19 protein-coding genes are annotated in these 19859 nt (G+C 65.3%); 12 read left to right on the top strand and 7 right to left on the bottom strand.

Features of this window, described 5'->3' with window-relative positions; genetic code table 11:
• The first annotated feature begins 297 nt into the window (after positions 1-297).
• Entirely contained in the window at positions 298-678 is a 381-nt protein-coding gene (locus tag BGO64_RS20290; protein WP_139737434.1) for a hypothetical protein, read from the top strand.
• A 159-nt stretch (positions 679-837) separates the two neighbouring features.
• Here the strand turns inward: BGO64_RS20290 and BGO64_RS20285 are convergent, their stop codons facing one another.
• Positions 838-2862, bottom strand: coding sequence for a BCCT family transporter (locus BGO64_RS20285; RefSeq protein WP_270822828.1), 2025 nt, complete (start codon positions 2860-2862; stop codon positions 838-840).
• A gap of 297 nt (positions 2863-3159) precedes the next feature.
• Between BGO64_RS20285 and BGO64_RS20280 the strand changes: the two genes are divergently transcribed.
• The 8 genes from BGO64_RS20280 (at position 3160) to BGO64_RS20245 (ending at position 9766) form a co-directional block, all read left to right on the top strand.
• Positions 3160-3423, top strand: coding sequence for a BufA1 family periplasmic bufferin-type metallophore (locus BGO64_RS20280; RefSeq protein WP_010673595.1), 264 nt, complete (start codon positions 3160-3162; stop codon positions 3421-3423).
• 59 nt (positions 3424-3482) lie between these two features.
• Positions 3483-4325 carry an MNIO family bufferin maturase gene (bufB, locus tag BGO64_RS20275; RefSeq protein ID WP_286701271.1) on the top strand — a complete coding sequence of 281 codons (843 nt, stop codon included), beginning with the start codon at positions 3483-3485 and terminating at the stop codon, positions 4323-4325.
• Positions 4326-4378: 53 nt separating this feature from the next.
• The gene (locus BGO64_RS20270; protein ID WP_286701270.1) at positions 4379-5131 is read left to right on the top strand and encodes an HvfC/BufC N-terminal domain-containing protein; all 753 of its coding nucleotides are present in this window, start codon (positions 4379-4381) and stop codon (positions 5129-5131) included.
• The gene (locus BGO64_RS20265; RefSeq protein ID WP_045523951.1) at positions 5128-5583 is read left to right on the top strand and encodes a DoxX family protein; all 456 of its coding nucleotides are present in this window, start codon (positions 5128-5130) and stop codon (positions 5581-5583) included. Before BGO64_RS20270 ends, BGO64_RS20265 begins: the two co-directional genes overlap by 4 nt.
• A 60-nt stretch (positions 5584-5643) precedes the next feature.
• Entirely contained in the window at positions 5644-6108 is a 465-nt protein-coding gene (locus BGO64_RS20260) for a GNAT family N-acetyltransferase (protein ID WP_286701269.1), read from the top strand.
• Positions 6109-6310: 202 nt separating this feature from the next.
• Positions 6311-7606, top strand: coding sequence for a methyl-accepting chemotaxis protein (locus tag BGO64_RS20255; RefSeq protein WP_286701268.1), 1296 nt, complete (start codon positions 6311-6313; stop codon positions 7604-7606).
• A 144-nt stretch (positions 7607-7750) separates the two neighbouring features.
• On the top strand, positions 7751-8308 hold the full coding sequence (locus BGO64_RS20250; RefSeq protein ID WP_286701267.1) for a DUF3332 domain-containing protein: 558 nt from the start codon (positions 7751-7753) through the stop codon (positions 8306-8308).
• 84 nt (positions 8309-8392) lie between these two features.
• Positions 8393-9766 carry an HD-GYP domain-containing protein gene (locus BGO64_RS20245; RefSeq protein WP_286701266.1) on the top strand — a complete coding sequence of 458 codons (1374 nt, stop codon included), beginning with the start codon at positions 8393-8395 and terminating at the stop codon, positions 9764-9766.
• Positions 9767-9835: 69 nt separating this feature from the next.
• Here BGO64_RS20245 and BGO64_RS20240 read toward each other — a convergent pair whose 3' ends face one another.
• The 3 genes from BGO64_RS20240 to mobA form a co-directional block, all read right to left on the bottom strand.
• A complete protein-coding gene (locus BGO64_RS20240; RefSeq protein ID WP_286701265.1) occupies positions 9836-10915 on the bottom strand; it encodes an FUSC family protein in 1080 nt (359 codons plus the stop codon).
• Between the two features lie 81 nt (positions 10916-10996).
• Positions 10997-11746, bottom strand: a complete 750-nt coding sequence (gene mobB / locus BGO64_RS20885; RefSeq protein WP_286701264.1) for a molybdopterin-guanine dinucleotide biosynthesis protein B — start codon at positions 11744-11746, stop codon at positions 10997-10999.
• Positions 11743-12357 (bottom strand): molybdenum cofactor guanylyltransferase MobA, encoded by a 615-nt coding sequence (gene mobA / locus BGO64_RS20230; protein WP_045523963.1) that lies wholly within the window; start codon positions 12355-12357, stop codon positions 11743-11745. The genes mobB and mobA overlap by 4 nt, the downstream gene beginning before the upstream one ends.
• Positions 12358-12578: 221 nt before the next feature.
• Here mobA and BGO64_RS20225 point away from each other — a divergent pair, with 221 nt between their 5' ends.
• Positions 12579-14288: an NAD-dependent malic enzyme gene (locus tag BGO64_RS20225; protein ID WP_286701263.1), complete on the top strand. Its 1710-nt coding sequence runs from the start codon at positions 12579-12581 to the stop codon at positions 14286-14288.
• Positions 14289-14405: 117 nt separating this feature from the next.
• Here BGO64_RS20225 and BGO64_RS20220 read toward each other — a convergent pair whose 3' ends face one another.
• Positions 14406-15653 carry a Hint domain-containing protein gene (locus BGO64_RS20220; RefSeq protein WP_286701262.1) on the bottom strand — a complete coding sequence of 416 codons (1248 nt, stop codon included), beginning with the start codon at positions 15651-15653 and terminating at the stop codon, positions 14406-14408.
• Positions 15654-15970: 317 nt separating this feature from the next.
• Between BGO64_RS20220 and BGO64_RS20215 the strand changes: the two genes are divergently transcribed.
• Both BGO64_RS20215 and BGO64_RS20210 read left to right on the top strand, forming a co-directional pair.
• On the top strand, positions 15971-17209 hold the full coding sequence (locus BGO64_RS20215; RefSeq protein ID WP_041213272.1) for a uracil-xanthine permease family protein: 1239 nt from the start codon (positions 15971-15973) through the stop codon (positions 17207-17209).
• A gap of 145 nt (positions 17210-17354) precedes the next feature.
• A complete protein-coding gene (locus tag BGO64_RS20210; RefSeq protein ID WP_219603840.1) occupies positions 17355-18095 on the top strand; it encodes a dienelactone hydrolase family protein in 741 nt (246 codons plus the stop codon).
• A 62-nt stretch (positions 18096-18157) separates the two neighbouring features.
• Here BGO64_RS20210 and pgl read toward each other — a convergent pair whose 3' ends face one another.
• Entirely contained in the window at positions 18158-19156 is a 999-nt protein-coding gene (gene pgl / locus BGO64_RS20205; protein WP_286701261.1) for a 6-phosphogluconolactonase, read from the bottom strand.
• Between the two features lie 57 nt (positions 19157-19213).
• Positions 19214-19822: a LysE family translocator gene (locus BGO64_RS20200; RefSeq protein WP_286701260.1), complete on the bottom strand. Its 609-nt coding sequence runs from the start codon at positions 19820-19822 to the stop codon at positions 19214-19216.
• Positions 19823-19859 lie beyond the last annotated feature (37 nt).

Here is a 19859-nt window from a genome sequence, read left to right as displayed (position 1 = left end):
GGCGGGGCCCGAATGGTTCAGTAGGCGCCGAATGGCCAGCATATCCTCAAGCCTCATACGCAAACCAGTCAAAAATTGACGCAACCGCAAGGACGCGCTGGATTTTTGCGCCAGCTCAACAATTGAAGTGAAGGCGCGGGTGGCCGGAGGGAGGGACTGTGGTGAGGTTGTCGAGAAGGAAGGGGCATTTTGTTGTCACGGGGCAGGGGGACTATAGTGCAGCGAGGCAAGGGTGCCTCGTTTGGCCCGCGTGAGTGGGGGCTAACCACAATGGATAGAACAATGGGAGTGTGACATATGAAGCGGATCCTGATGGTGTTGAGTCTGTGTGTGACGGTCATGGGCATGGGAATGGGGGTAGCCCAGAGCGCGACCTCTGGCGCGCAGCAAGAGTGCGAGGCCCAGGCGGCGGTGAAGAAGCTGGCGGGCGCCGCCAAGACCAGCTTTGTGGGCAAGTGTGTCAAGGATGCCTCCGCCAGTGCCAAGGCAAGCCAGTGTGAGAAAGCGGCCGCCGACAAGAAGCTGGCCGGGGCTGCCAAGAACAGCTTTATCCAGAAGTGCGTGAAGACGGACGGGGCCGCCGACAAGGCGACCCAGTGCGAGAAGGCGGCGGCGGACAAGAAGCTCGCCGGGGCGGCCAAGAACAGCTTTATCCAGAAGTGCGTGAAAACCGCCTGAGCCGGTGAGGCTCTGACACCAACGCAGGTTGAGGCAGTGACGAGAAAGGGGCCCTGGGGCCCCTTTCTCTGTTGTGATGGGTGGTGGGGGCAGCCCTCGCCGCCAGTGTGCCCGGCCATAAGCTGTGAGCGGGGAGCTGGCTTGATCCCTGCCTGGTCATCACTCTCCCTGGGTTGGCTGGGTATGTTCGGGGGCGCTGCTCAGCAGATCCTGCCCCTCGTCCTGGCTCAGCACCAGATAGCGCTCGTACTGGCGCAAGACGTCGGCACTCAGCTCGTCCCGGGTCAGGTACTGGATGTCGTAACCGGCACGGCCATCGGCAAAATAGGTGATGGGCTCGAAGATGCGGGCCTCGGGATCGTGGTTGTGGGCCGCCTCCAGAGGGTTGAAGGCGGGGGCGGGGCGGGCCTCGATGCGCACCCCGTAGCAGAAGTCCCGGCGACCCTGCTGGGGCACCAGCAGATGGCACTGATCCGGCCCATCCTCTTCGACCCGGCTGGTGATGCCCCGGGCAGCGAACTCCTGACTCAGGGCCGTCAGGGCGGGCAGGGCGACCTTGTCCACAAAGGCGCGGGCCTCCTGCTCGGTGGAGGGGCGCAGCAGGTGATCCATCCGGGTGCGCCACTGCTTGCCGTTCCAGAAGTCAGTGGCGGGGGAGAGGCGCCTGGCCGAGTGCTCCTTGTCTGCGACAAGGCCGCGGCAGAGTCCGAGGCAGAGCAGCACCATGATGAAGGCAAACGGCAGGGCGGCGATGAGGGTCATGGACTGGAGTGCCGCCAGCCCCCCTGTGCTCATCAGGGTACCCGCGGTGACCCCGAGCAGCAGAGCCCAGAACAGGCGCTGCCAGACCGGTGAGCCCTCCTTGCCCTGGGTAGCGATGTTGTCGATGACGAAGGCGCCCGAGTCGGCGGAGGTGACGAAGAAGACGCTGATGAGGATCACCGCGAGGGCCGAGGTGATGTCCGCTCCCGGCAAGAGGTCAAAGAAGTTGAACAGCAGGGTGTCGATGTTGCCGACCGAGTCGATGAGGCTTGTGCCCCCCTCATGCTGGCTGGCCCAGATGGCGGCGTTGCCGAACACCGTCATCCAGAGCAGGTTGAAGGCGGTGGGCACGAACAGGACGCCGAGGATGAATTCGCGCAGGGTGCGTCCGCGGGAGATGCGGGCGATGAAGAGGCCGACGAAGGGGGACCAGGAGATCCACCAGGCCCAGTAGAGCAGGGTCCAGTTGCCGAACCAGCCCGCCTGGCGGGTCTCGCTGTAGGTGAAGGTGCGGAAGGTGAGCTGGCTCAAAGAGGAGACATAGTTGCCAATGTTCTCCGAGAGGGCTCCCAGCAGGTATTGGGTGGGGCCGGCCACCAGCACGAACAGCAGGAGCACGATGGCGAGAAAGAGGTTGAGCTCGGAGAGGCGCTTCACTCCCTTGTCGAGACCGGTGACCGCCGAGATGCCGGCGAGGGTGATAACGACCCCGATGAGGCCGAAGCGAAACAGCTCCCCCGAGGTGTCCATGCCGGTGAGGCGGGTGATCCCCGCCGAGAGTTGCATCACGCCATAGCCCAGGGTGGTGGCGATGCCGAAGATGGTGCCCACCAGGGCGAAGACATCCACCGCGTGGCCGAGCGGCCCGTGGATCTTCTCCTTGAAGATGGGATAGAGGCCGGAGCGGATGGTCAGGGGCAGGTTGTAGCGAAAGCCGAAGTAGGCCAGCACCAGGCCGACGATGGCGTAGATGGCCCAGGCGTGAAAGCCCCAGTGGAAGAAGGTGGTGACCATGGCCTCGCGGGCGGCCACCTGGGTCAGGGGCGTCGCCTGGGGCGGGGAGACGAAGTGACTCATGGGCTCGCCCACCCCGAAATACATGAGCCCTATCCCCATGCCGGCGGCGAACAGCATGGCGAGCCAGGAGGTGAAGCTGAACTCCGGGCGGGCATCGTCCGGCCCGAGGCGAATGTTGCCAAAGTGGCTGAAGGCGATCACCAGCAGCAGGATCAGGAACATGCCGACCACCAGCACATAGAACCAGCTGAAGTGCTGGGCTATCCAGCTCTGGCCGCTGCCAAAGAAGCGGGCGGCGGCCTCCGGGGCTAGGGAGCAGATGGCCAGCAGCGCCAGGATGAAGAGCAGACCCGGGATGAAGATGGGCAGCGACAGGGTGCATCTGGGGGGACGGGGAGCATTCATGGGACACCTTTGGGTGGAAGGACTCAAGACACTATAGGCCCCTCGGGTGCAAAGCAGACAAGGGGTGGATGGCGAGTGACGGGGTCAATGGCCATGAACACCGTGGGGGAGGCACTCGTCGCCCTGTTTTTTTATCGTAATTTATTCCATTAAATCATATGGTTACCGCTGCCTTGTTTGTTAATAGCAAGTTAATGCCGTTTTTTGGGAAATCTTTTCCCCCCTCGTCCGGTTCTATTGAACGTAGCCGGATGAGATGCGCCGGAGACATCACTCTCGACAACAAGGAATAGAGACATGAACGTGAAAAAGAGTACTGCCATCGCCTCTGCCATGACGGGTCTGCTGGCCCTGGGTGCCCAGTTCATCGCCGCGCCGGCCATGGCTGCGGATGACAAGGAGAAGTGCTACGGCGTGGTCAAGGCGGGCAAGAACGATTGCGCCACCAAGGGCGGATCCTGCGCCGGCACCGCCAAGATGGATGCCCAGGGTGATGCCTTCGTGGTAGTGCCCAAGGGGCTGTGCGAGAAGCTCGCTGGCGGGTCCCTGCAACCCAAGTAAGCCGCATGCCATGGTGTGGCGTCCGCCACATCATGGCCCTATCTATTGAGAGCCCAGCCATGAACCCCTTGATCGGTATCGGTTTACGCCCCCCGCACTACGACGAGATCCGCCACACCCTGCCCGGAGTGGGCTGGCTTGAGGTACACAGCGAAAACTACTTCGAGCGCCACAGCCAGGGCTTCGAGGTGCTGGCGGATCTTGCGAGGCACTACCCCGTGAGCCTTCACGGAGTCGGCATGTCGCTGGGCTCCGCCGATCCTCTCGATGCCGGGCACCTGCGCCAGCTGGCAGCCCTGGTGGCGGCCATCTCGCCGGTGCGGGTGTCGGAGCACCTGAGCTGGGGCAGCATCGGCGGGCGCTATTTCAACGATCTGCTGCCCATGCCCTACACCCGTGCCGCTCTTTTGCACATGAGCGACAAGATAGATCGGGTGCAGCAGACACTGGGCAGACAACTGCTTGTCGAGAATCCCTCCTCCTACCTGCAACTGGCGGGGGAGATGGGGGAGGCCGAGTTTCTGGCCGAGCTGGCTGAGCGCAGTGGCTGCGGCGTCCTGCTCGATCTCAACAACCTCCATGTGAGCGCGGTCAATCACGGCCTGGAGGTGGACGACTATCTGGCGACTATCGACCTCGACACGGTCGGCGAAATTCACCTGGCCGGTTTTACCGAGAAGCACCTGCCCCAGGGGCCCCTTTATATCGATACCCACAGCACCCCCGTGGCCGAGCCCGTCTGGGTGCTCTACGAGCAGGTCTGCCAGCAGCGTGCCATCCCCACCCTGATTGAATGGGATCTGGCGATCCCCCCGCTGCCGGTGCTGCTGGGAGAGGCGCAGCGTGCCAGCGAGATCCTGAGCGCGGCACAGCAAACATCCAGGGAGGCCGCCCATGTCTGAGCGTGTTTCCCCGCAAGGTGCTTTTGCGAGTGGGCTGCTCGGGGAGGCCGCCCATGTGTGAGCTTGCTTCCCTGCAACGCGCTTTTGCGAGCGGTCTGCTCGGCCAGGATGATGCCATCCTCGGGCACATCCAGCCGGGACGCTTTGCCCCCGACGCCCTGTTGCAGATCTATCGCAACAACTTCATCCTCGGCCTCACCGAGGTGCTCGCCAGCAGCTACCCCGCGGTACGCGCCATGGTTGGCGAGACCTTCTTTGAGGCGGCGGCACGAGGGTTCGTGCTGGCGGCACCTCTGGAGGAGGGGAGCGTCATGGACTACGGGGAGGGCTTTGGCGACTGGCTGGCACGCTTGCCCACCACGGCCGCGTTGCCCTGGCTCGGGGATCTGGCCCGCTTCGAGTGGCGGCTGGAGCGGGTCTCGCTGCTTGCACCAGAGACGCGGCACTGGCCCGCCGAGCGGCTTGCCGCCATGACCCCTGAGCACTGGGAGCGGCTGGTGCTGCATCCTGCCTGCGATCTGCTGCTCCTGGAGAGCCCCCATCCGGTGCTGGCGCTCTGGCAGATGGCCCTGCATGGCGGTGAGACGGTCAGGGAGCTGGATGCTGTCTGCTCCCTGGCACTCAAGAAACGCCCCGGACACCGGGTCGACCCCATTCCCCTGGATGCCGCCGCCTGGCGTCTGCTGCAAGGCTGCCTGCAGGGCAGGCCGCTGGCCAGCCTGCTGGCTCAGGATCCCGCCATGGCCGAACACCTGGCCCCCCTCATCACCCTCGACCTGCTGGTCGATCTGGAGCTTGCCCCATGACAACGCAAACCCTTGCCAGGCCCCTTGGCCCCCTTGTTGAACGCATCTTGCCCTGGTGCAGCGGTGGCCTGTTGCTGCTTGCCAGGCTCTGGGTCGCCACCATTTTTCTGCGATCCGGATGGCTCAAGTTCACGGCCTGGGACAGCACCCTCTATCTGTTCGAGTTCGAATATCAGGTGCCTCTGCTGCCCTGGCAGTGGGCGGCCTATGCGGGCACGGCGACCGAGCTGTTGCTGCCCCTCTTCCTGCTGGCGGGCCTCTTCACCCGTCCGGTCGCCTTGCTGCTGTTTGGCTTCAACGCCATGGCGGTCATCTCCTACCCGGCCCTCTGGGCGGGGGGCTTTCACGATCACCAGTTGTGGGGCTGGATGCTGCTGACCCTGGCCGTGTGGGGGGCGGGCCCCCTGGGGCTCGACAGCTGGCGCCTTGCCCGTCGCTCGCCTCCGGCGTAAGGTGGCCGCACACGAGCCCTGCCTGACTGACGGGTGGGAAAGGAATGCAAAGGAGAAGAGATGAAGGTTCGCGAGGCCCTGGCGGCCGATATTCCTGCCCTGACGACACTGCGCATGGCGCTCTTTTGCGAGGTGGGGGCACTTGCCCAGCCCGATGAGGATCCGGTCCTCAGGGAGGCGACGCAGGCCTACTTCATTCAGGCGCAGGAAGAGGGCAGCGCCCGTAGCTGGGTGGTGGAAGAGGAGGGCGAAGTGGTGGCGTGCGCCACCCTGGCACTCTTCATGCGCCCGCCCTACCCGGGCAATCTGGCGGGGCGGGAAGGGTACCTGCTCAACATCTACACCCGGCCGGCCTGGCGCAGACGGGGAATGGCGAATGCCCTGCTGGTGGCCATGGTGGCGTATGCCCGCGAGCAGCAACTGGGCAAGCTGTGGCTCCATGCCAGCAGTGATGGGCGCGCTATCTACGAACGGTTCGGCTTTGCCGGCAATCCCGCCTGCCTCGAGTGCGTACCTGCCCGTTAGCCTCCTCTTTTTCTGCACCGGGCTGATCCTCTTTCACAAGGGCTGCGTACTGTGAGCCCTTGGCGGCATCGCCGCTTTTCTATACACTGCGCGCCCCATTCGTTTCAGTCGTCCGACCACTTATGTCGGCGCTGGCGGTGCCGATACCCTCTGTGGGTCAGGCGGTGGTGCCCATGGGGATGGTCAACGAGGTAGAAGCGTCATGTTCAATCACAAACTCAAAGCGCAGTTGCAGGCATGTCAGACCCGGCTCGACGAGGAGCAGGGCATCATAGAGGCGATCAAGGCGGGTGCCGCCACCGTCATCTTCAGCCCGGAGGGGATCATCCAGGAGGTGAGCACCCCTTTCCTGGCCCTGATGGGATATGGTGCCGCCGAACTGATTGGGCAGCCCCACAGCCAGCTCTGTCCGAGGGCCTGGGGGGAGTCCGGTGACTATCGCCAGTTCTGGCGCCGCCTGGCGCAGGGGGAGGTGCAGTCAGGCACCTTCGAGCGTGTGAACCGGCAGGGGGAGACGCGCTGGCTGGAGGCGACCTATTTCCCGGTGAAGCACCAGGGCCGGGTGACCCGGGTATTCAAGATTGCCAGCGACGTCACCGAACAGCACCAGCGGCTGGAGCGACTCGAGGCGCTGACCGAGGCGTTGGACCGCTCCCGGGCCATGATCGAGTTCACCCCGAACGGCGACATCATTCATGCCAATGCCAACTTCCTGAGCGTCATGGGTTACACCTTGGGGGAGATCGCGGGCAGGCACCACAGGATCTTCTGTGACGAAACCTTCCTGCGCGAGCAGCCCCGCTTCTGGGAGGAGCTGGCCCGGGGCCAGTTCAAGTCCGGCCTCTTCATGCGCCACAACAGCCGGGGGCAGGCCGTCTGGCTGGAGGCGACCTACAACCCCATCCGGGATGGCAGCGGCAAGGTGGTGCGGGTGGTGAAGTTCGCCAGCGACATCACCGCGCGCATCGAGCAGAACCACGCCACCCGGGAGGCGGCCCGCCTGGCCCACAGCACCGCCCAGGAGACCCTGCACAGCGCAGAGGAGGGGGCGGGCTTGCTGCGCGCCGTGGTGCAGACCTCTTCCCTCATCGCCTCCCAGGTGGATGAGGCCATCGCCCTCATCGGCCAGCTCAACGAGCAGTCCAGAAGCATCGAGGCCATCGTCTCGACCATCAGCGCCATCGCCGATCAGACCAATCTGCTGGCCCTGAACGCCGCCATCGAGGCGGCGCGGGCGGGGGAGCAGGGGCGCGGGTTTGCGGTGGTGGCGGACGAGGTGCGCCAGCTGGCCGCCCGCACGTCGCTCTCTACCGACGAGATCGCCAAGGTGGTGCAGAAGAACCGCGAGCTGACCGCCAGGGTGACCGACGACATGGCCGGGGTGGCGGGCAGCGCCGAACTCGGCAAGCAGCAGATCGCCAGCGTGGACAAGCTGATGAGCGAGATCCACCAGGAGGCGGACAGGGTCTCCCAGACGGTGTCGGCCCTCTCCATCTGAGGGGCTGACTGCAAGATTGCCAACAGAGTGAGCGATCGGACGGCCAGGCTGAACCCTGGCTGTATGAGGCCCCCCTTCCTCATTGTGCCGCCCGGCCCCCTTGTTTAGGCTGCCGCCTCCTTTTTATTGAGCAGGTAGACAACAATGGCAGTACGACAGAGAGGCAGGGCACTGGCCCTGCTGCTGGGAATGGGGGCGAGCCTGGGGCTCGGTGGTTGCATGGGTCAGATGGGCCTCTCTTCCATGGTGACCAAGGGCAACCTCAGCGTGGTGGACAACCGCTACGGCCGTGCCGGCGTCTTCGTGCTGCTCTCCCCCGTCTATGGCCTGGCGGCCACGGCGGATCTCTTCGTGTTCAACACCATCGAATTCTGGTCCGGCAAGAACCCCATTACCGGCAAGGCGCCTGCCCTGGTGGATCAGAAGAGCGATGCGATCATCAAGGTGAACCAGCACCTGGATCCTGCCCTCAACCAGGTGCCGCTGGCCCTGCTGCCCCAAGGGGTGCGCGAGGTACAAGTGAGCTACCCGGACGAGCGCACCGCCCAGATGGAGATCCACTACATCGACGGTCAGCGCAGCCTGATGCGGGGAGAGATGCGCGGGGAGCGGCTGGATCTCTATCTGGATGACAAACTGGTCTCGACCCTGAGCCGCGAGCAGCGCGATGCGGCGGCAAGCCGGGGAGCGGTGCAGGCATAATTTGTCGCGCCCCTGATCCTTTACTCCCGACAAATGCTATACATGCCTGCGGGCAAGTACGCCCCGATGTAGAGGGAGTGGGCTATGACGGTAAATGGATTGCGTTTGGCAGAGCTGATTGGTTCTCTCAGCCATGCTCTGGACATGACGGAAGGGCAGCCGAGAGGCCACTGCATCCGCTGCTGCTGGATAGGCTCTCGTCTGGGGGAGCAACTGGGACTGGATGCCCGGCAGCGCCACGACCTCTACTACACCCTGTTGCTCAAGGATCTGGGGTGCAGCAGCAATGCCGCCCGCATCTGCGAGCTCTATCTCACCGACGATCTTCACTTCAAGCGCGACTTCAAGCTGGTGGATGGCTCCCTCTCCGAGGTGGTCAACTTCGTGCTGGGCCACACCGGCTTGCAGGCGGATCTGCTGGGCCGTTTTCGCAGCCTGTTCCACATCTTTCGCAACGGGGATCAGATAGCCAACGAGCTGATCCTGACCCGCTGCCACCGGGGGGCGGACATCGCCCGCCAGTTGCGTTTCAGCGACGAGGTGGCCCAGGGGATCCTCTCCCTGGATGAGTACTGGAGCGGCAAAGGGCGGCCGCAACAACTGGCGGGGGAGGCCATCCCGCTCTTCTCCCGCATCGCCCTGCTCTGTCAGGTGGTGGACGTGTTTCACGCCGCCGCCGGGCCGGACGCGGCGATGAGGGAGCTGCGCGAGCGCAGTGGAAACTGGTTTGATCCCGCCTTGGTCAATGCCTTCGAGGCGCTGGCCGATGACGCCTTCTGGCAAGGGCTGGCGGATCCCGCGTTGGCGGAGCGGGTCTTCGGCCACCCGGCGGGGCAGGGGGAGGTGGCGCTGGATGAGGATTATCTGGACGAGATAGCGGCGGCCTTCGGCCAGGTGGTGGACTCCAAGAGCCCCTATACCGCGGGGCACAGCGGCAGGGTGGCGCTCTATACCGACATCCTCGCCGCCCAGATGGGGCTGTCCGAGGCGCGGCGGCGCTGGCTCAAGCGGGGTGCCCTGCTTCACGACGTGGGCAAGCTCGGGGTGAGCAACGCCATCCTCGACAAGCCGGGCAAGCTTGACGAGCAGGAGTGGGCGGCGGTGCAGATGCATGCCGCCTACACCGAGGAGATCCTGGGCCGCATCGGCGCCTTCGAGGAGCTGGCCCTGGTGGCTGGTGCCCACCATGAGCGACTCGACGGCAAGGGCTACCCCAAGGGGCTCAAGGGGGAGGCGATCACCCTGGAGACGCGCATCATCACCACCGCCGACATCTTCGATGCCATCACCGCCAAGCGTCCCTATCGGGATGCCATCCCGGTGCCGCGTGCCCTGGAGATGATGGCGGAAAACCTGGGCACGGCCATCGACCCCGACTGCTTTGCCGCCCTGAAGGCGGGGATAGAGGACTTCTCCCTCTACCTCACTCCGGAGCAGCCCCTGGCTCGTGCAAGCTAAGGCGCGAGCCCGAGACAAGCAAGCCCCGCAACGGCGGGGCTTTTTTGTGGGCGGTTGCAGGCGGCGCGATCAGGGGCGGGCCGAGGGCTTGGCATAGGGTTGCAGCACCAGCCCCAGCAGGCGATGGAGGTGGGTGAGCTGCTCGATGAGATGGAGATTGAGCCAGAGGTAGCCGCCAAGGGTGGGGTCGTGTCCCTGGCCTGGCGCCTGGCTTGCGTCCCCATCGAGCCTGGCGGCGGCCTCTTGCAGGCGGCCGATGGCCTGGTCGGCCGCCGTGGTATCGCCGCTCTTGAGCATGAGGGCGAGTTCGGTGAGCACCGACTCCGTCGCCTGCTGGCAGGCGCGAAGCCCGGGGTGGCTCTGCATCAGAAAGTGGCTCTGGCGATCCCGCCAATAGGTGTTGGCCAGCATCTCCAGGGTGCAGACGCTGTTGCGAAGGGTGGTCTGGGTCGCTTCGAACAGCGGGCTGCCAAGGCGGGTCTCCTTGACCGCCGGGGCCAGCAGGGGGCGCAGGCTGACTATTTTGGCGAGCAGGCGGGCATGGCTTCGGGTGAGCTTGGGGCGCTCCAGCACGTTGGGGGAGAGGTGGGTGTGGTAGAGCCGCCCGGCCTGCTGCAGGGTGTCGTGCATCTGCAGACGCCAGTGGGTATAGGCCCGCTGGGGGTAGATGCTGCAAAACAGCAGGGCCAGCACCGACCCCAGGATGACGTCGCCGCTGCGCCAGAGCGCGGTCTCGATGTCCCCGGGCACCCCGCCGACGATGACCCCCAGGGTGATGCCGATGAGCAGCCCCACATAGGGGCGCTTGCCGAGCGCCAGGTAGCCGCACAGGAACATGATGGCGCAGCACCAGGCCAGCATCAGGGGCAGGGAGTAGAGCTCCAGATAGAGGGCCACCACCCCGCAGGCGGCGCCAAAGACGGTGCCCACCACCCGTTGCAGGGCGCGCGACAGCACGTTGCCCCAGAACGAGATGGGGCCCATCACCACCACCAGGGTGATGAGGGGCCAGGTGCTCTCCGGCAGCTTGAGCTCCCGGGTCAGCAGGAAGGTGAGGGTGAAGGCCAGGGCGATGCGCAGGCCGTGGACCAGGCGGTAGCGGCCATAGATGAGCAGATCGAAGCGGGAGAGTGGGGCATTGAGGCGCAAGGGCGTTCTCTTATCTCGGGTCAGGGTTGTGAGGATAGCAAGGGGGACGGCATTTGCCTTGACCTGCGTCGTTTCTCCGGTTCATGGGGGCGCACCTGTCGGCAGGCGCACCATGACCCGCTCGCCGGGGGGAAGGGCCGCGCTACCCGGCGCCCGTTCGATGTGGCAGTTGGCACTGTTGTGGCCCCCATCCACCGGGCGCACCAGCAGGGTGCCCGCCTCGTCCTGACTGAGCAAGCCGGGCACAACGCCCTGCTCTGCCGATGGGGGCAGGGCCGCCAGCAGCCGGGCGCAGAGGCGAAGAGGCGGCGGGGCCTGACGGGGGGCGTGCGGGGGCAACCGGGCGCAGATGAAGTCGGCGATGGCCTCCAGATCCTCGAAGGGGAATCGGGGCAGGGTCGTGGCCTGGGGAGCGTCGCTCACGAGGGCGACGATGTCAGGATCATCGGGGAAGAGCAGGGGCCGGCCGATGGCGGCGCGATACAGCTCCACTTTGGGAAAGCGCCTGTGCTTGAACCCCTCGACCAACAGCAGATCCAGGGCGCTCGTATCGAAGCGGGCCAGCAGCGCCTCGAAGGGGGGCTCCCCCTCCGGGGTCTCCCGAATCAGGGCGTGGCGCCGGTCGGAGGCCGCCATCACCTGGGTGGCGCCCGCCTGGCGCAGGCGGTGGCTGTCCTTGCCGGGTTGGTCCATGTCAAAGGCGTGGTGGGTGTGCTTGAGCACCCCGAGGCGCAGACCGCGCGCCACCAGGCGCGGGATGAGGCGCTCCAGCAGGGTGGTCTTGCCGGTGCCGCTCCAGGCGACGAAGCCGAGCAGGGGCAGGGGGCTCATGGCGCGCCCCCTTCCCGCAGCCTTGCCTCCCAGGCGGCGAGTTCGGCCGGGCTGTTGAGGTTGACGAAGGCGTCGGGCAGATCGGCAAAGGGCACCACCGCCATCCGGTGGCGGGCAAACCAGGCCCCGGTCTTGCGCTCCCCGTCCGCCAGCGCCTGGCTCAGGGAGGGGCGCAGGGCGCGGCGCAGCAGGGCGACCACGGGCTGGAGGTGCTCCCCGTCGTGGGCCACCACCAGATCGGTGTCCGGGGTGATGGCGGCGCGAAAGCGGGTCATCAGATCAAGGGGCAGGGCGGGGCCGTCACAGGGGACGAACAGCACCCAGTCGTGACGGGCCGCCGTCAGCCCCGCCAGCATGCCGGCCAGCGGCCCCTGGAAGTCGGCCTGCGCGTCCCCGATGACGGGGGCAAGCTGCCGGTAGCGAGCCTGGCTGCGGTTGGCGTTGATCAGCACCTCGTCCACCTGGGGGCGCAGGCGGGTCAGCACGTGTTCGATCAGGGGAGTGCCCGCGAGGGGCACCCAGCCCTTGTCATCGCCCCCCATGCGGGTGGCGCGACCGCCCGCGAGGATGACGCCGCTGACGAGAAAAGCGGGGGAAGAGGAAGGGGTCATGGTGCTCCGTTGCTCGCAAAGGGATGCCCACAGGGGCGTGTCGGGATCTTGCGCCAAGCCGGGCGCGGGAGCAACCTTCGGCTGCCCCGGCAAAGGCGCCTTTGGCCGCAGGGTTTGTCCAAGCTCACAAAACCGGATCGGCAAACGTCATATGATCCCCAGCATTCTGAGTCTTGCTCTCCTGCCTGATGGCAACTTCATGTAAATCAAAGAGAATGACTATGGCTACCGGACAATATCTGCTGTGGAAAGATGCACAGGGTCACGATTTTCGCCCCGTTGCGCTGACGGGCACCAATCTGCTCAACGATCGCAACCTCAACAAGGGCACCGCCTTTACCGAACAGGAGCGGGCCGATTTTGAGCTGGGCGGCCTCTTGCCGCCCCAGGTGCAGACTTTCGAAGCCCAGCTGGAGCGGGTCTATGAGGCCTTCCTGAGCGCCTGCAGCGACATAGAGAAGTACCAGAACCTGCGAGCCTTGCAGGATCGCAACGAAACCCTGTTCTACGCCCTCCTGTCCCGCCACGTGGAGGAGATGACTCCCTACATCTACACCCCGACCGTGGGCAAGGCGTGCCAGGAGTTCAGCCACCGCTTCCAGAAGCCGCGCGGCCTCTACATCACCCCGAAGAACGTCGATGACATGGGCTCCCTCGCCCGCCACATGGATGCCAAGGCGGTGCGCATCATCGTCGTGACCGACAGCCAGGGGATCCTCGGCATCGGCGATCAGGGGGTGGGGGGTATGGGCATTCCCATCGGCAAGCTCGCCCTCTATACCCTGGGGGCGGGCATCCACCCCGCCTGCTGCCTGCCCATCGCGCTGGACGTGGGCACCGACAACCAGGCGCTGCTGGATGACCCCATGTACCTGGGGCAGCCCCACAGGCGCATTCGCGGCAAGGAGTACGACGACTTCATCGACAAGTTCGTGGCCGGGGTCAAGCGCCACTTCCCCAACGCCGTGTTGCAGTGGGAGGACTTCAGCAAGTCCAACGCCTTCAACAACCTGGCCCGCTACCAGCAGGCGCTGCCGTCGTTCAACGACGACATCCAGGGCACCGGGGCCGTGGTGCTGGCGGGCATCATTGGGGCTGTCAAATCCAAGGGGGAAACCCTGGGCCAGCAGCACTACCTGGTCTACGGGGCCGGAGCCGGCGGGGTCGGGGTGGCGGATCAGATCTGCGCGGGGATGATCCGCGAGGGGCTTGACCCGCAGGCGGCGCGGGATCGCATCTACATCCTGAATACCCAGGGGCTGGTGTGTGACAACCGCGAGGGGCTGGATGAGTACAAGCGCCGCTACGCCAAGCCGGGCCTCTTGCTGGCCCAGTGGGATCTGCAGGGCAAGGCGGGGCTGACCGAGGTGCTGCGCCACGTGCCCATCACAGTGCTGCTCGGCACCAGCGGCGCCGGTGGCGCCTTCCAGGAGGAGCACATCCAGCTGATGCTGACCCACTGCGAGCGCCCCATGGTGTTCCCCCTCTCCAACCCCACCGCCAACTGCGAGGCCCTGCCGGAAGACATCTTCCGCTGGAGCCAGGGGCGCGCCATCGTCGCCACCGGCAGCCCGTTCAAGGACGTGCACCATGAGGGGCAGGATTATCGCATCGGTCAGGGCAACAACGTCTTCATCTTCCCCGGCGTGGGGCTGGCGGCCATCGTCAGCCAGATCCGCGAGATAAGCCCGGACATCTTCACTACCGCCGCCTTTGCGCTCGCGGAGTGCGTGAGCGAGGCGGATCTCGCCCGGGGCACCGTCTACCCGAGGATCAGCGAGCTGCGCAACATCTCGGTGCACGTGGCGACCGCGGTGCTCAAGGACATCGTGCGCCGGGATCCCTCCCATCCGCTCATCGGTCAGGATCTGCAAGAGCACATCCTGAGCCATATGTGGGAGCCGGTCTACCTGCCCTATCGCCGGGTCTGAGGTGCGACCTGCCCGCATGTGTCGCGGGCATGACGATGCCATAGAAAAAGAGAAGGTGGCCCAGGCCACCCTCTCTGTTTTCCGCCCTGCTGTGTGTGCGGGGCAGGACGCTGCCACCTATTGAGCGGGCGGGGGCACCAGGCGGTCATCGACGCTGCCGTCGCCCCGAAGCTTGTTGCCATTGGCGTCGACGGCGTCCACGCCGTTGTCGTCGACGCTGCCGTCGCCCCGAAGCTTGTTGCCATTGGCGTCGACGGCGTCCACGCCGTTGTCGTCCACGCCGTTGTCGTCCACGCTGCCATCGCCCCGAAGCTTGTTGCCATTGGCGTCGGCGGCGTCCACACCGTTGTCGTCCACGCTGCCATCACCTCGAAGCTTGTTGCCATTGGCGTCGACGGCGTCCACACCGTTGTCGTCCACGCTGCCATCGCCCCGAAGCTTGTTGCCATTGGCGTCGACGGCGTCCACACCGTTGTCGTCCACCCGGCCACCGGCATGACGCTCCCCGCCTGCATGCTTGTCGCCACCGCCGTGGCGATCGCCGCCAGCGTGCTGGTCGCCACCGGCATGTTCGCCCTGACCACGGTCATCGCCGCCGTGGCCGCTGTCGTCCCCGCCATTGTTTCCATTATGGCTACTATCGCCTCCATTTCCGCTATTGTTTCCACTGTGGCTACTATTGCCCCCACCGCTGCTGTTGCTGCCTCCGCCGCCGCTGTTGCCGCCTCCGCTACCACTGTTGCCGCCGCCATCCCCCCCTTTGTTGTGCACGATCAGCCCATTGGCCACATAGCTGTGGCTGCCATCGAGGATCAGGTTGAACAGCGCCGTGGCGGGCGGGGCATCAACCCAGGAGAGGGAGGCCACCGGCAGTTCGACAGGGTGCGGCGCCAGCGCCAGGTTGCCCGCGCTGCCCCCCTCTGACCAACCCAGCAGGTGCATGCCGGTAAAGAGCGGCAGCACGGCGAGGGCCGGGTTTTCGGTGCGGGTCATGGCCGGTGCGATGGCCGCCCAGCCCCGGGTGGTGAGGAAGGGGTGCTCGGCGGTAAAGAAGGGGGGCAGATGATTGAGCCCGTAGAGCCTGCGCGCCCCCAGCGCCACCCGCTCGATGGCCTGGATTCGGTTGCTCTGCCCGTGCCTGTCCCGCACCCGATCGCCGACCCGCAGGGTCTCGATGGGGCGTTCGCAGCCATCGGCCATCAGGATGCGGGTACCGGCAATGAAACAGGATTTGGCATGGGCCTGGTTTACCTGCCACTGGTGGTGGTCGAAGTCATAGCTCAGCGGGGTGGCGAACAGGGCCAGGGCGATGGCCGAGCCCAGCAGCAGCCGGCGCTGGCTGGGTTTGAACGAGGGCAGTGACATGGGGAACTCCTTGTCGGTGTGGGGTCACGCCTTCGAGTATAGAGAGGGGGTTGGGGCGATATCTGCGTCGACCAGTTGAAAGCCTTGTCATGTCAACTCGCCGGAAAAACGATTGGCGTTGGCCATAAAAGTGCGTAAAATCGCATCCTCGATGCTTGTAGCAGCGAATCCCGCCTAAAAAGCCAGTTTCATGCCCTCCCCAAGCAGTGAAAGGCAACAAATGACGCCATTTGGTCCGTTGGCTGCCTTGAAAACGTCTTGTGATGACTGAAAAGTGTCAAATATCCCTGTCAGTTATCAAAAAATTAAGGATACCCATGTTTTCCTTGGTCAAGCAAAGCGTCGCCGGGCTGCAAATTCTGTTTGTCGCCTTCGGTGCCATGGTGCTGGTGCCCCTGCTCACCGGTCTGAACCCCTCCATGGCCCTGCTTGGCGCCGGTGTAGGCACCCTGCTGTTCCAGCTCTGCACCCGTCGTCAGGTGCCGATCTTCCTCGGCTCCAGCTTCGCCTTCATCGCCCCCATCATCTATGCCACCCAGACCTGGGGCCTGCCCTCCACCATGTTCGGTCTGTTTGCCGCGGGCTTCATGTATTTCATCCTGGCGGCCATCATCCGCGCTCGTGGCATGGGCTTCGTGCACAAGCTGCTGCCCCCCGTGGTCATCGGTCCCGTCATCATGGTGATCGGCCTGTCGGTGGCTCAGGTAGCCTGCAACATGGCCATGGGCCGTGCCGGCGGTGAGCAGGTTGTGCCTGCCACCACGGCGCTGACTTTGGCGGGGATCTCGCTGGCGGTCACCCTGATTGCCGCCGTGTTCTGCAAGGGCTGGATCAAGCTCATCCCCATCCTGTGCGGTGTCATCGCCGGTTATGTCTCTGCCGTGCTGATGGGCCAGGTGAGTTTCGACGGCATGGTCAACGCCCCCTGGCTGGCGCTGCCCCACTTCGAAACCCCGGAGATCAACTGGGCCGCGGCCCTCTTCATGCTGCCGGTGGCCATCGCCCCCTGCATCGAGCACATCGGCGGCGTGCTGGCCATCGGCGGCGTGACCGGCAAGGACTACACCAAGGATCCCGGCCTGCACCGCACCCTGGCCGGTGACGGCATCGGCGTCTGCTTCGCCGGTTTCATCGGTGGTCCCCCCGTCACCACCTATGCGGAAGTGACCGGCGCCGTGATGATCACCCGCAACTTCAACCCGGTCACCATGACCTGGGCCGCGGTGTTCGCCATCATTCTGGCCTTCTTCGGCAAGTTCAACGCCCTGCTCACCTCCATCCCCATGCCGGTGATGGGCGGCATCATGCTGCTGCTGTTCGGATCCATCGCCGCCATCGGTCTCAAGACCCTGGTGGAGTCCAAGGTGGATCTGGGGCTGTCCCGCAACATCGCCATCGTGGCGGTGACCCTGACCGTGGGTGTCGGCGCCCTGGAGATGAAGATCGGCGACTTCGCCCTGGCGGGCGTGGGGCTGGCCTCGGTGGCGGCGATCCTGCTGAACCTCATCCTGCCCCAGCACTCCGAAACGGGTGCCATGGAGAGCGCCAAGGATTAAGCGCCTGGCTTGCTGTACGTTGAGATGATGAAAAAGAGGCCACCTTCGGGTGGCCTCTCTTTTTTTACCTGTGTACCACTGAACCCGGGCTCCCCATGTCAAGCGGCTACACTCAGGGGCACCATTGACGGGAGAGGACGAAAGGATGAAGAGGGCATGGATCCTGGCCCTGCTGGGGCTGATGGGGAGCGGCGCGGCCGAGGCCGGTGCGGTGCGCTACGAGGTCGAAGGCAAGCCGTTCGAGGGCTATTACCTGGCGGGTGCCGACAAGGATGCCCCCCTGGTGGTGCTGGTGCACGACTGGGACGGGCTCAACGGTTACGAGATCAAGCGGGCCGAGATGCTGGTGGCCCTGGGCTACAGTGTCTTTGCCGTAGATTTGTTCGGTGCCGGGGTCAGGCCGAGCACGGTGGAAGACAAGAAGCGCCTCACCGGGGCCCTCTATCAGGACAGGACCAGGATGCGCACCCTGCTGCAAGGGGGATTGGCGGAGGCGGGCAGGCAGGGGGGGCGGCTCGACAATGCGGTGGCCCTCGGTTACTGCTTCGGCGGCGCCGCCGTGCTGGAGCTGGCCCGCAGCGGGGCGGATCTCAAAGGGGTGGTGAGCGTACACGGCGGGCTGGAGACCCCGGCCGGGCAGGACTACAAAGAGGTGAAGGGACAGTTGCTTGTCCAGCACGGCAGCGCCGACGAGGCGGTCTCTCTGGGTCAATTTGCGGCGCTGGTGGCCGAGCTGGAGAGCGCCGGGGTGAAGCATGAGGCGACCAGCTACAGCGGTGCTCCCCACGCGTTCAGCGTCTTTGGCTCGGACAACTACCGCGCCGATGCCGATGCCAAGTCCTGGCAGCGTTTCACCGGTTTCCTGAAGGAGGTGACCGGCTCCTGAGGGGGCCGGTTCACACAGGCCATGGCAGTGCCATGGCTTTTTTATGCCCGTTTTTCGCCAGCTCAGGGGAGGACGAGCACCCTCACCCACATGGCCCCCTTGCCCACCTCGCTCCGTGGGCCCGGGGTGAGCTGGCCGCTTTCGGGGTCGATGGCATGCAGCGCCACCTCATGGGATTGCTGCCCGGTCGCGATGAGCCAGTGGCCGCTGTGGTCGATGGCAAAGCCCCGGGGACAGGCCTCGGTCGGGAAGTGGCCGAGGGGGGTGAGGGCGCCATCTTGGGGGGAGACGCCGAACAGGGTGAGCAGGCTGCTGGCCCGTTCGCTGGTGTAGAGAAAACGTCCATCCGGGGTCAGGTGCAGGTCGGCGCCCCAGCGCTCCCCTTCATAGCCTGGGGGCAGCATGTCCAGGCTCTCGCGCGCCACTATCTGTCCGTCCGCCTCCCTGTGGTAGCGACTGAGGGTGGCGTCGAGTTCGTTGAGGCAATAGAGATCGCCGTTGTCCGGGTGCAGTGCCAGATGGCGGGGCCCGGCGCCGGGGGCAGTGTGAATGTCCCCCAAGGGATGGGGAACCAGCCTCTCGTCCACCAGGGCAAAGCGGCGCACCCTGTCCTCTTTCAGGCAGGCCACCAGCAGATCCTGCTCCCCGTTTTGCCCCGGGAGCCAGGTGACCGAGTGGGCCGCCATCAGGTGGTCGAGACGCTGGTGAGGGGGCTGCATCCGGCCCGCCTGATCCTGGCGGGAGACGGTGACGTGGTTGAAGGCGTAGGAGGCGGCAAAGAAAAGGCGGCCGCTCCCATCGGTGCAGGTGTGGGAGGCGCTGCCGAGCAGTGGCGCCGAGGTCGGGGCCCCGAGCCGCCCATCGGCGGCGATGGGGAAGCTCAGCACCCGAAAATCGGGACGCACCCCCGCATGGAGCCAGCGCCGGTCCGGGCTGATGACCAGGGGCTGCACCTCGCCGCCGGTCTGCACTTCCTGCAGCGGGGCGAGGGTGCCTGCTTCGAGGCGAAACACATGGATCAACCCGCTCACCGGGTTGGCCACATAGACCACTTGTTGCATTGCATCTCCTTTGCGACGGCCATCCGTCGGGTCAAGGGAAAGGGGAGTCCCGGCGTCTCAGGCGGGGATCAGGATCTCGCGAATGACGGGCACCACTGACAGTGCCAGCAGGGCCGCCATCACCTGGTTGAAGCGGCGACGGGCAAGATCGTTTGCCAGCCAGCGCTTGAGCAGGGAACCGCACAGGAGCCAGAGTCCGACGCAGGGGAAAGAGACGATGAAGAAGGTCAGGGCGATGACGAGGTGCTGCTCAAAGGGGTCGCTCCCCGCGCTGGTGAAGGCGGCGATGGCGCCGGTGGCAACCACCCAGGCCTTGGCATTGACCCACTGGAACAGGGCACCCTTGAAAAAGCCGAACGGGCGGGCCCCGTTGCTGTCAGCCATCCCGTCCGTCGGGCGGGCGATGAGCCAGGCAAGATAGAGCAGATAGAGGGTGCCCGCGCACCTGATGAACATGTGGAGTTCGGGGAAGCGGGTAAAGAGCTGGCCAAAGCCCAGCCCCACCAGCAACAGCATCAGGGTAAAGCCGACGCAGATCCCCATGAGCAGGGGCAGGCTCTTGCGTATCCCGACGCTGGCGCCGGCGCTCATCACCATGATGTTGTTGGGGCCGGGGGTGACCGATGCCGAGATGGCAAAGAGCACCACGGCGTAGAGCGAGTCCATTGGGTTCCTCGTGCAGACAGTCCGTTGTCTTCCCTAT

Origin of the sequence: Aeromonas sp. 62-46 (genome assembly GCF_001898585.1) — a bacterium.
Classification (GTDB): Bacteria; Pseudomonadota; Gammaproteobacteria; order Enterobacterales; family Aeromonadaceae; genus Aeromonas; species Aeromonas caviae.
Note: the sequence above shows the minus strand (reverse complement) of the source record. Positions and strands in the feature narration are given on the sequence as shown.